This window comes from Belnapia sp. (assembly GCF_059504005.1).
The window spans coordinates 1-11938 of the sequence record NZ_JCACHU010000008.1 but is presented as its reverse complement, the minus strand read 5'-3'; the positions used below and the strand labels follow the sequence as shown (position 1 = coordinate 11938).

The following is an 11938-nucleotide window of genomic DNA, read 5'->3' as shown; positions in this document are numbered from 1 at the left end:
CGGAGCACCTGACCCAGTCTGATGGCATGCTCTGTGCAGTGCTTATCGCATGTGATCGAGTTGCCGGCCTTCAGCGCTCACCCTTTGCTCGTGGTGGGCTGGTGCCGATGGCTGCGGCATCCGACATTCGCGGCATGAACCTGCCGCCCCCCGATCAGATGCTGCCCGCGAAGCCGAAGATTACGCCAGAGGAGCGCCGGCGCCGAACTGCCGATCAGCTGAGGACCATCCGGTTGCGGCTGGCGATTGGCCGCGAGCTTGACGATCTGGGCATCACGACTCCCACCGAGATTGGCGCCGCTGTTGGGATGCCGGCGGCCGAAGCGATTTCTCTGCTGAACCGGCAGCAGTGGCGGGAGGGGGACGTGACGCTGCTTGAAGTCGTCGCTGCCCGGCTGGGGGTGCAAGTGACGGAACCAGGCAGCAACGGCTCACCGATCTAACCGATGCCGCTGCTGGTGCGAAACGCCCACAAATCTGCCGGCTCTGGGGCCATGATGGAACCCAAGCAGCATAGCAGCTGACGCCAACCACCGCTGCCAGACGGCGTAGGTGAAACTGTCTGCCAAAACGAGGATGTGCAAAGAAACGGCCGCCCGTGATGCGAGGCGACCGTGAAGTGTGACACGCACCGTGCTTCTGATGGACGTTAGCCCAACAACGCCGCTCCTGTTGGGCAGGTTTACGACCGTTCTACGCCAGGGCTTCGTTCACCTGCACGACCGGCTGGACGTCGGTGAAGCGGGGGATGTCGGCGAAGATCTCCGCCCCGTGCGCCGTCACTGCCTGCTGAAGTGCATCCGCGGATGCAAAGGTGAGCAGCGCGACCACCTGGTAGGGGGCGGCGCTGCCGTCCGGCGTGCCAACTCCGCGTAGCAGCCGCACCTCGGTGAGGCCCATTCCGTCCCACCGCTGACGGACCAGGGCAATGTGCCGATCCACGTAGTAGCGCAAGTCAAACCGAGCGCCGGGCTGGTTGGGGTAGAGAACGCTTACTAGAACCATGCTTCGCTCCTCCCGCCTTTGCGGCTGCGGAGCATATCCTGGTCGGTAGTTCGCCACCAAGACCAACGCGGCTTTGCCCCTTCTACCCGCTGCACCCTCCTAGGCTAAAAAGGCGAGCCGCCCATCGGCTGGGGTTTCCAGGTGGCCCCTTGGGCTGCATGGCAAAGGGGCCTTATTCTGACCTATCGGCCGCTTGCAGCAGGGCCGTTTCACTTTCGGCAAGGGGGTATTTTATCGCGTGTGATTTGGATGACGCGGTTGGCTGTGCCGCCGGATCCGACCGCTGAGCGGTCTCTCTCGTCGCCCGGCCGAATGGCTGAGGCTGGCCGGAAGCGGACGGGCAGCTTTCGATGCCTAACCGTACAAGAACGAACTTCCGCAGTCGGCAAAGGGGGCAATGAAGGTCGCCTCGCAACACTCGTTCGGCGTCGGTCGATACGACGGAAGTATGAGAACCAAGCGTCGCGTGAGTGGCTTCGGCGAACCAGCGATGCCCAGGCTGCCTTGAAGTAGGATCGCCTCGGAGATGGCCCGTGCAGGTTGTGATGGCGGACAATGAAGAAACGCCCTTGGAAAACGCTCCGGGCCGGACAGAAGCTCCGGGTCGCAAGCGTCGACTTGGTCAAGCGGAACCGGAGGGTAGCGGCTTCCGTTGGTTGCGGCCCTGGGTTGCGCCCGCCCTGCTCGCCCTCGGGGCCACGTTCAGCGCCGGTGCCGGCCTCTGGACACTCCACAGCATCGACAACGCCTCCGCCCTTCTCGCCGAAACCAACCGTGTGATCGAGCAAGCCGAAGGGCTGCGTAGCAGTCTTGTCGATGCTGAGACCGGGCAGCGCGGCTTCCTGCTAACGGGCGAGGAGCGGTATCTTCTGCCGTATGAGGCCGCCACAGCACGAATACCGGCAGAGATCGAGCGGCTCGGCCACCTGGTGGCCGACAACCCAGCGTTGGGCGGACGCCTTACGTCGATCCGCGCCGGAACGGAAGCAAAACTCGCTGAACTCGCCCAGACCGTTGCACTCCGCCGTGCCGAGGACAGGGAAGGCGCGCTACGCGTGGTGTTGTCCGACGCCGGTAGGGCTCAGATGGAGGCGCTGCGCGCTGAGATCGCTACGCTAAGCGAGCGTCAGCGTAGGCGCGTGGCGGATAACATCGCGCAACGAGATCGCAGCTCCGCCCTCGCTTTTGGCCTCGTCGCGCTGGCAGGCGCCCTGGCGACGACTCTCGCCGTCCTAACAGGCATCAGCGCTGTTCGGGCACAGCGCGGAGCGCGAGAGCGGGCCGAGCGGGCGCTTTCGGCCGAAGAAGCGCGCTATTATGCCCTGGCCGAGGCCAGTTTGCATCTCACCTGGGTCATGCGGCCGGACCGGAGCATTGGCTTCGTGAGCCGCAGCTTCAGGGAGTACGCTGGCTTGCGGGGCGAGGACGTCAGCGCGACCGACTGGACCTTCATCCTCCATCCAGAAGACCGCGAACGGGTCCAGATGGAAATCTCCCGCGCACTCGAGCGGGGTGAGGGCTTCGAGCTGGACCTGCGCATCAGGCGGGTCGATGGAGCCTGGCGCTGGGTCCAGGGACGGGCCGAGCCGGTGCGCGATGCGTCTGGCATCGCCACCGAGTGGATTGGTACCATGCTCGACGTGCACGAGCGCCGGGAGGCCGAGGCGCGAGTGGCGGAACGTGAAAGCCGCTTCCGCGCCCTTTTCACCTCGATCGACGAGGGCTTCTGCCTCTGCGAGATGATCATCGATACGGCGGGCCGCCCGGTGGATTACCGCTTCCTCGAGGTGAACCCGCAGTTCGAGGACATGACCGGCTTGATTGGCGCCGTCGGGCGTACCGTACTGGAGCTGGTGCCCGGCCTTGAGCAGCATTGGATCGAGACCTACGGGCGCGTCGCGCTGGATGGGCAGCCCGCCCGCTTTGAGCAGAAAGCGGAGGCGATGGGCCGGTGGTTCGATGTCTTCGCCACACCGGTTGAGCCGCGTGGCCGCTTTGCCATCGTCTTCCGTAACGTCACGGAGCGGCGTCGCGCGGCGCGAGACCTAGCCGAGAGCGAGGCGCGGTTGCGCACTATTGTTGAAACAGTGCCGGTCGGCCTCGTCATGGCGGAGCTTCCCTCGGGACGCATCGTCAGCGGCAACCACCGCGTCGAGGAGATGCTGCGCCATCCCGTGCTCCACTCGCCCGGTATCGACAGCTACGGCGAGTGGGTTTCCTTCCATGCAGATGGCCGACGCGTTGCGAGCCACGAATACCCGCTGGCCCGTATGGCCCTCGCCGGCGAGGAGAACCCCTCGATCGACGTCCACTATCAGCGCGGCGACGGCACGCGGGCCTGGACGCGTATCACAGGTCGCCCGGTCCGAAACGAACTGGGCAAGGTTGTGGGCGGCGTCGTCGCCCTGCTCGATATCGATGGTGAGCGGCGCGCACGGGAGGAGTTGGCTGCACGCGAGGCGACGCTGCGCTCCACCATCGCCAGCGCTCCCTTCCCGATCCTGCTCCATACGGAGGACGGCGAGATCATGCAGGCAAGCGAAGCCTGGCAGGAACTCAGCGGCTGGCGCTGGCCGGAGGACATCCCCACTATCGCCGACTGGACCGAGCGCGCCTATGGCGAGCGCAAGGAGGCGCTGCGGAGCTATATCGACACGCTCTACACGCTCAACCGTCGCCTCAGTGAGGGCGACTACCGGATCCAGACGAAGCACGACGGCGAGCGGGTATGGTCTTTTGGCTCGGCCCCAGTGGGCCGCGACGAGAAGGGGCGACGCCTCGTGGTCAGCATGGCAGCTGACGTCACCGAGCTCCGGCAGGCCGAAGCCGCGCTGGCCCGCGCACTGGCCGAGCAGCGCGCAATCTACGCCAACGCCCCGGTCGGTCTCGCTGCCCATGATCGCGACCTGCAATTCACGGCCGTGAATGCGCGCCTTGCGGCGATCAATGGCTTCCCCGCTGAGGCGCATATCGGCCGCACTCCGTCCGAGGTGATCCCGGGCCCAGGTGAGTATGTCGAACCGCTAATCCGCCGCGTGTTGGAGACCGGCCAGCCGATCACTGAAGTCGAGATCGAAACCGAGACGCCCGCTCACCCCGGCGAGCGCCGCTTCTATCTGGCCAGCTACTACCCGGTGCGCGAGGTCGAGGGTGGCGCGGTGCAGGGCGTCTCCATTGCCGTTCTCGACATCGATGCCCGCAAGCGTGCCGAGGCCACGCTTCGCGAACTCACAGCGACACTCGAGGGGCGCGTGGAGGAGCGTACTCATGCCCTGTCCGAGACCGTGGCCGAATTGGAGGCCTTCGCGTACACTGTCAGCCACGATCTACGCGCACCGCTCCGTGGCATGGAGGGTTTTGCGCAGGCACTGATCGAGGACCATGCCGAGAGCCTCGGCCCAGGCGGACGGCGTTACGCGGACCGGATCGCCGCCGCCGCTCAACGGATGGATGGCCTGATCGGGGACTTGCTGGAGTATAGCCGTCTCAGCCGGGCGGAGGTAACGCTTCGACCGGTCGATCTCGCCGGGGCCATCGCGGGAGCGCTGGCTGATGTCGGAGAGGCCGTTTCGCGGAGTGGAGCCGACATCGAGGTGATGACGCCGATGCCGGAGGTGTTGGCCAGCCCGCCGGTGCTCCGTCAGGTGCTCGCCAACCTGGTTGGCAATGCGGTGAAGTTTGTGCCACGGGGCGAAGTGCCGCGGGTGAGGGTCTGGGCCGAGCGCCCGTCTCCGGCCCACACTGGCTGCGTGCGGCTATGGATGGAAGACAATGGCGTCGGGATCGAGCCCGAGCACCGAGATCGCGTCTTCCGGGTTTTCGAACGATTGCACTCCGACAGCGTATATCCTGGCACCGGCATAGGCTTGGCCATCGTGCGGCGCGGAGCTGAGCGCATGGGCGGCTCGGCCGGGCTGGAGGCCCGGCCCGATGAGGTGCGGGGTAGCCGGTTCTGGGTGGATCTGCCGGCTGCGCCCTAGCCGTTCGCCCGGAGCGAGGGTTTCCGCTGTCCGGGGTACTTCCATCCAGGCACCCTGGGCGAACAAATGATGTGGTTTTCATTGTAAGGAGGGAGCGGGATTGGAGGCGACGCGAAGCGAGGAGCGCACCAACCCGACTGGAAGCGCAGGCCATATCCTGCTGGTCGAGGACAATGCGGATGATGCGGAGCTCATCGGTCGCGCCTTCCAGAAGGCGGGCATCTCGAATCGCGTAGACCTCGCTTCCGATGGGGACGCGGCAGTCCGCGCGTTGGGAACCGGCGAGCCGCCCGTGCTCGTGTTGCTTGACTTGAAGCTGCCGCGTCGCTCGGGCTTTGAGGTGCTGGAGTGGATCCGGGGCAATCCTGCCACACGCCGCCTGACGGTCGTCGTGTTGACCTCGTCCCAGCAGATGACGGACGTCAATCGTGCGTATGACCTCGGCGCCAACTCCTATCTCGTCAAACCGGTCAAGTCCGACGCCCTCGTCGAGATGGTCCGCACGCTCAAACTGTATTGGCTTGTCATGAACCAGGGCTCCTCGGCGACCGTATTGCCCGCCGGGGATCGGGCAGGAGAAGCTCCGTGAAACCCCGGGTGCTGGTGATCGATGACAACGCCGACGACCGTTCCCTTGCCGCGCGCGAGGTCGAGGCGGTGGCTCCGGATGCCGAGGTGACGGAGGTGGACAGCCCAGCGGCGCTGGATGCCGCGCTCGCTGCCGGGCGAGTGGACCTTGCGGTTGTCGACTACGCCCTCCGCTGGTCGAATGGCATCAAAGTGACGCACCGGCTCAAGGAGGCCGACACTGGTACTGCGATCATCATGTTCACCGGCTCGGGTAATGAGGAAGTCGCGGTCGAGGCGATGAAGGCCGGCCTCGACGACTATGTGCCCAAGGGCCGGCGCTACATGCCGCGCCTCGGCTCGGCAATCCGCGCCGCGCTCGGTCGTTCGCGCGACCGGCGGGCATTGGTTCGCGCGGAGAGCGACCTGCGCCAGTCGCTGACGCAGCAGCGCCTGTTGCTGCGCGAGCTGCACCACCGCGTGAAGAACAACCTTCAGCTCGTGGTGTCGTTGGTCCGGCTGCGGGCAGCGCGGGAGGAGAACGAGCGCTTCCGCCAGGTGCTGTCCGACATGGCGGAGCGGGTGCAGTCCCTCGCCCGCGTGCAGGACAAGATCTACGCCACCGACGACCTCTTCCGTGTCAACTTCCGCGGTTACCTCGATGCCGTGGCTGAGTCGCTCCGTTCGATGCACGGTAATGGCCACGTCTCCGTGCGGCTGGAGGGCATGGATCGGCTCGACCTACCAGTCGAGCGGGCGGTCCCATTCGGCCTCATGTGCTACGAGCTGCTGCTGAATGCCTTCCGGCATGCCTTTCCGAACCGTCCCACCGGCGAGGTCCTCGTCAGCGTGCACGCTGATGACGATGGCTCGGTGTCTGAGATCCGGATCGAGGATGACGGTGTGGGCTTTACGCCCCCAGAACCGCCGCTAGATGGCGATGGTGAGGGCTCACCTGACACGCTCGGCTGGGCCCTGGTGCGGGAGCTCGCCATCGAGGCGGAAGTGGAGGTGGCCGCCGAGCCGCGCGAAGGTGGCGGCACGCGCATCCGTCTTCGTCTAAAACAGCTGGCGTCTGGAACGGGCGCGGACGCACCCGCCTGACCGGCCGCGCTGGCGCATTCAGGCCGCGTCGATAGCGCCGTCGTGCCGACGGGCGAGGCGCTCGGCGGCGATCCGGATGAGTGCGTCAACGACGGCTGCTCGCAACTCGGCCGCGCCCCAGGGCTTCTGCAGGAAGCCGTAGCATCCGTCCTCAGGCTCGGCGCCCCCCGCTCGACCGCGTTGGTCACCGAATGCCGTGACAATGATGGCGGGGGTTCCCAGAGCTACATGCATGGCTCTCATCGCCCCGATGCCGTCGCTGCCGCCCCTCAGTCGGACATCGACGAGCGCGAGATCGGGCAGATCGGCCTTGGCACGGGAGAGGGCCTCCTCGGGTGTGGACGTAACCGCCACAACTTTGTGGCCAAAGCCGCGCAGCACCTCCCGCAACTCGAAGGCGGCGATGCGCTCATCCTCGGCAATGAGGATGCGAGCTCCTTGGCCTTGGGTGGCCGCCAGCACTGCATCGCGAGCCGCGTCAGCCAGCTGCTGCACCGCCGCGCCATCCTGGCCGAGAACGTTTCCAGCCTCATCAGGCGTCAACCCCTCTGCAGCGATCAGGGCCAGGGCCGACCGTCGCTCCATCGGCTCAGACCGAAGCGCGCGCAGCAGGGCCGTGAAGTAGTCCGTGCCTTCCTCGCCGTCTGGCTCCGCCATTATTGGCGGCGTGACCGCCAGGATCTTTCGATAACCTTGTGCGCAATCAATGTTTCCTCGGCCCCATCGGGAACGGGTCTGGGCATCCTTTGGCAATCCGCGATTGGCTGCCTGACTGTGGGGAAATGTACCGCGCCCGGACCCCGGCAGCGCTATGCCGAGGGCGCCAATCAAACGCTCTCCCGCCGCGCCGCAGTCCGGCTGGATCGGGCCCGCGTCAGTCCTCTCTGGGGCGTGCTGCATAACCGAACCGCTCTCAGGTGGAGGTTGCATCAGCAACGGTAACGTGCTGTCACGGGCGCCCGTTCCGCCTACTGTCCGCCTCTGACAACCCCTCTCCTCCCATCGAGGACGCGCCCTCCAGCAACACTGCGACGCGCTCCCCGAGCTGCTCTGCCGTGACCGGTTTGCGGAGCAGCGAGAAGGTGCCGCTGACCGCACCCCCAATGGCAAGTTCAGCCGCGTTGCCGGCAAAGCCGGTCATCAGAATGGCACCTAGCCCGGGCCGGCGACGCTGGGCCTCGCGTATGACCGAGATACCGTCCATGCCCGGCATGGAGAGGTCAGTGACCAGGATGTCCACCGCCTCACCGGCGTCGAGCAGCGCCAACGCGGCCGGTCCGCCATCGGCAAGGATGACGGAAAAGCCCGCCCCTTCGAGACCCTCTGCCGTGAGTTCGCGAACCAGTGGCTCGTCATCGACCAGGAGAATAGTGGCCCGCCGACCGGTTTCTGCCGAGGCTGCAGATTCCGCCATCGCCGGCATGGAAGCGACAGCACCGACCGCAACGGGAAGCCAGAGCGAGACGGAGGTCCCGCGGCCTGGCTCGGTCTGGATGTCGAGGCCTCCGCCAGACTGCTCGGCGAAGCCGCGCGCCATAGCAAGCCCGAGCCCCGTGCCTTTACCCTGCGCCTTGGTCGTGAAGAACGGCTCAGTTACGCGGGCCAGCACCTCCGACGTCATGCCGGTGCCCGTATCAGATATGGAGAGGCGGATATAGCGCCCTTCCCGGAGAGTGCCGGCGAGCGCCAGTCGAGTGTCCTGCCGCCGCACATCCAGGCCCGCCGCGAGCGTCAACATGCCGTTGCCACTCATTGCATCGCGGGCGTTGGTGCCGAGGTTGACCAGCACCGTCTCGAGTTGGCCTTTGTCGGCGAGGAGCGGCGGCAGTCCGGGTGCCGCCTCCATACGGACGCCGACGCCTGCGCCGAGCGTGTGGGTGAAGATCTCGCGCATGTCGGCGAGGAGTGCCGCGGCATCGACCGCCTCGGTGCGGAGGTCGGCGCGTCGCCCGAACGCGAGCAGGCGACGGGTGATCGCGGAGCCGCGCTCGGCCGCCTCGAACACCATGCGCGCGACGCGTCGGACCCCATTCGGGTCGTTGGGCCGCTTCTCGATCAGGCTGGCACCGCCCTGCACGGCTTGCAGTACATTGTTGAAGTCGTGCGCAATGCCGCCGGCGAGTTGGCCCAACGCCTCGATCCGCTGTGCCTGGGCGAGACGGGTGAGCATCCCCCGCTGCTCCGTCACATCGCGCGAGGAGCCGAGGATCATCTCGATCCGTCCAGACGCTGGGTCACGGACCGGAACGAGCGTGGTTTCCCAGAGCTTCGGCCCAGCCGGGAGGTCCGGCTGCTCCTCGTAGGAGATCGGCGCGCCTACCTCCAGGCACCGGCGATAATTCGCCTCTAACTGGGCAGCGGTCTCGGGCGGGAAGACTTCGGCAGGAGTCTTGCCGCGGATGTCGGCACTCAGCAGGCCCGTGGCGCGCTCATGCACGGGATTGAGGCTCTCGAACTCGAAGCGGCCATCCTCGGCAACCTGTAGGGCGAAGAGGTGGTCCGTGCCGTGCTCGAACCAGGCACCCAGGCGCGCGCCGAGGCGTGCGACCTCGCCCTCGCGCTCATCGGCCAGGCGCACGAGCAGCTCGGCAGTCCGACGCTGCGCGTCCACGTCGGCGCAGACCATCAAAGCGCCGGTCAGCTGACCCTCGGCATCCCGCACCGGCGCGCCGGTCATCCGGATCCAGCGCCGCACCCCATCCCCGCAGGCGTAATGTACTTCGAGCTCGGCGGAGTGCCCGGTCGCCAGCACCTGGGCGAGCGGATACTCGCGGCCCTGCACCCGGCCGCCATCGGCGTGGTAACTCTCCCATTCGATATATTCGTCGGGCCCAGCAGAGTGCCGAACGGGATGACGGAACAGCCGCTCGACGCCCTGGTTGCCAAAGAGGATCCGTCCTGAGGGCGCCTCAGCGAGCATCACGGCGACTGGCACGTTGTCGAGCACGGCTGCGAGTTGCGCTTCGCTCTCCAAGCGTCCCGCCTCGGCCCTTGCACGTTCGACAGCCTGCCAGGCCCGCGTCACGGTCTCTTGCGCCAGCGCGATCTCCGCCTCGGTCCAGCTGTGCGGCTCGGCGTGCGCCGCGAACAGGATGGCCTGCATTTCGTCTGACCGCATGAGCGGCACGTCGAGCGAGGCGCGTATGCCCAGCGCGGCGTAGCTCGCGCGCACCCTCGGGTCCTCCGCCGTACGAGCGTCGGCTTCGACGTCGGCCACTGCTACGACCTCGCCAAGAAAAATCGGGAGAATGCGTTCCATGCCGTAGTCGGCGACGCGATGGGCGCCGAGGATGGATATGCCCCGCCCGACCGTTCGCCACTCGTTCTCTACGAGGAGGTGTTCGTGGTCCGGCTGCAGCTGTCCCAACCCGGTGAAAAGACAGCCGAGTTCCTGCCCGAGCGCCTCACAGGCGGCGTCCACCGCCTCGCGAGCCGTAGCAGCCGCGCGCAGCCTCGCCTCGAGGCCGAGGAGATAGCGGTCGCGCCGTTCGACCGCCACGCGCTCCGTGACATCGGTGTTGGTGCCGAACCAGAGCGTGATGCGGCCCGCCGCGTCGCGGATCGGCTCCGCACGCGAGAGGAACCAGCGATACTCGCAATCGGCGCGCCGCAGGGGGAATGTGTCCTCCCAGGGCTCGCCCGTCTCGAAGCAGCGACGCATGCCGGCGACCACCCGGTCGAGGTGCGCTGGGTGGTGCACCGCACTCCACCCACCATCCGCCATGCCCTTCAGCGTCGTGCCCGTGTAGTCGAACCAGCGACGGTTGAACCAGAAGGCGTGCCCGTCCGGCTGCGCCATCCAGGCGAGCTGGGAGATGTTGTCGGCCATCGCGCGGAGCCGGGCCTCGCCTGCCGCGAGACGTCGCTGGCCGCGTAAGACGAGGAGCGCCAGCCAGGAGAGGATCGCTGCCGCCGGGATCGCCACGGCGAGTTGCGCGGCCACCCTCTCGCGCCAAGCCGCCACGATGGCGGAGCGTGGTCGCGAAACCGTCGCATACACGGGAACCTCGCCCAGACGGCGAAAGGCGATCAAAAGCGGCTCCCCGGGTGCCGTGTGCGGCGGCAGCCCGAGGAGGGAAACGCCCATGTAGGTCCCGCGGGTCTCGCCGGCGGCGGCGGCGGCACGGAGTGGGCTGGTCCCGCCGATTGGTGGGAGCTTCGTCGTCAGGGCCGGGTAACGGGCGAGCACCTCGCCATCCGTGCGCACCAGCGCCATGACGTCGGCGGGTGCGCGGGTGATCACTTGCAGGCCATTTGCGACCCGGTCCGGGCTGACGGAGATGCCGACCACGCCGTTGAAGGCGTCGGCCGCCAGTCCATTGCCCGTGCCATGGCGCGGAATGCTGACGCTGAAGAAGAGGTTGTCGTCAATACGCCCATTGTTGACGCTGCTGACATGCATCGCCGGCGCGCCAGGCCGGCGCAGCTCCCTCACCCATTCCCGGTCGGCGAGCGAGACGCGAGGAGCGGGCTGCGCGTTGGCGGTCAGGAGCAGGACGGCATCCCGGTCGGCGAGCGCGATGGTATGCGCCATCGGCACGGAGGGCAGAAGCTGGCGAAGGCGCTCGTGATACTCGGGCTCACGCGCCCGAATTTCCTCGTCGGAAAGGCCAGCCAGCATTTGGTTGACCAGTTCCGCCGCGAGGCGATGCGAGCCGATGATGCGCTCCGCGTACTCGGCCGTGGCATCGGATGTGCGCATGAGGTCGCGGCTGGCAGCTTCCCAGGCGTCCCGCCACTCGAGTGCCCCGGAAACGCCGACGATGGCCAGCGGGAACAGGACGGCGGCTACCAACAGGCTGCAGGCAACGCCGTTCCGAACTGGCCAGAACCCACCGAAGCGACCGTGACGCCCGACACCAACAATGTCGCCCGGGTCAGCCAGGGGAACAGCATCTAACTGCCTCACAACCTAGTCTCTTTGCCGCAACTAGAACTGTGCCAAGAAGCCATACAACCGACGAGCATACAACATGGGAAAGGTGCGATCCGCCGCTGAAGCAGGGTCACATCAAGCGAACAGGCGACAGTTACCGGCAGGCAGACATTTGAACGCAAACAGTTTCCCTTGCGCGCCCAGCACTTCCACGCTGCGATTATGCGGCAATACCGGCTTGTGTCTGCCTGTTTCGGACCCCAACGGCCACAACAAACGGTGACGCAACAAATTCAAAGCAATGTGGATGTGGCGTGTTGCGCAGCTCGAGGAGCCGCAGAGGTCTTCACACCTAGTGTTCTGACTCCAACACTTGTTTCCCTCGACGGACCTTGTCGAGAATGTC

At 66.6% G+C, this 11938-nt stretch carries 7 protein-coding genes; 4 read left to right on the top strand and 3 right to left on the bottom strand.

Annotation, left to right across the window (positions count from 1 at the left end; all coding sequences use genetic code 11):
- On the top strand, positions 1–443 hold a 443-nt coding region (locus tag AC5JJ1_RS00800; protein WP_495783212.1), incomplete at its 5' end, for a hypothetical protein.
- A gap of 250 nt (positions 444–693) precedes the next feature.
- Here AC5JJ1_RS00800 and AC5JJ1_RS00795 read toward each other — a convergent pair.
- Positions 694–1005, bottom strand: coding sequence for an EthD family reductase (locus AC5JJ1_RS00795; RefSeq protein WP_495783211.1), 312 nt, complete (start codon positions 1003–1005; stop codon positions 694–696).
- Positions 1006–1538: 533 nt separating this feature from the next.
- On the opposite strand from AC5JJ1_RS00795, the gene AC5JJ1_RS00790 reads away from it, so the two are divergent.
- The 3 genes from AC5JJ1_RS00790 to AC5JJ1_RS00780 all read left to right on the top strand — a co-directional run bounded on the left by AC5JJ1_RS00790 (position 1539) and on the right by AC5JJ1_RS00780 (position 6656).
- Entirely contained in the window at positions 1539–4985 is a 3447-nt protein-coding gene (locus AC5JJ1_RS00790) for a PAS domain S-box protein (protein WP_495783210.1), read from the top strand.
- 100 nt (positions 4986–5085) lie between these two features.
- Complete coding sequence (locus AC5JJ1_RS00785; RefSeq protein WP_495783209.1) at positions 5086–5574, top strand: response regulator; 489 nt, start codon at positions 5086–5088, stop codon at positions 5572–5574.
- Complete coding sequence (locus AC5JJ1_RS00780) at positions 5571–6656, top strand: sensor histidine kinase (RefSeq protein WP_495783208.1); 1086 nt, start codon at positions 5571–5573, stop codon at positions 6654–6656. Before AC5JJ1_RS00785 ends, AC5JJ1_RS00780 begins: the two co-directional genes overlap by 4 nt.
- Positions 6657–6674: 18 nt before the next feature.
- Here the strand turns inward: AC5JJ1_RS00780 and AC5JJ1_RS00775 are convergent, their stop codons facing one another.
- Both AC5JJ1_RS00775 and AC5JJ1_RS00770 read right to left on the bottom strand, forming a co-directional pair.
- Positions 6675–7313: a response regulator gene (locus tag AC5JJ1_RS00775; protein WP_495783207.1), complete on the bottom strand. Its 639-nt coding sequence runs from the start codon at positions 7311–7313 to the stop codon at positions 6675–6677.
- A gap of 292 nt (positions 7314–7605) precedes the next feature.
- Positions 7606–11451: a PAS domain-containing protein gene (locus AC5JJ1_RS00770; protein WP_495783206.1), complete on the bottom strand. Its 3846-nt coding sequence runs from the start codon at positions 11449–11451 to the stop codon at positions 7606–7608.
- Positions 11452–11938: the final 487 nt, after the last annotated feature.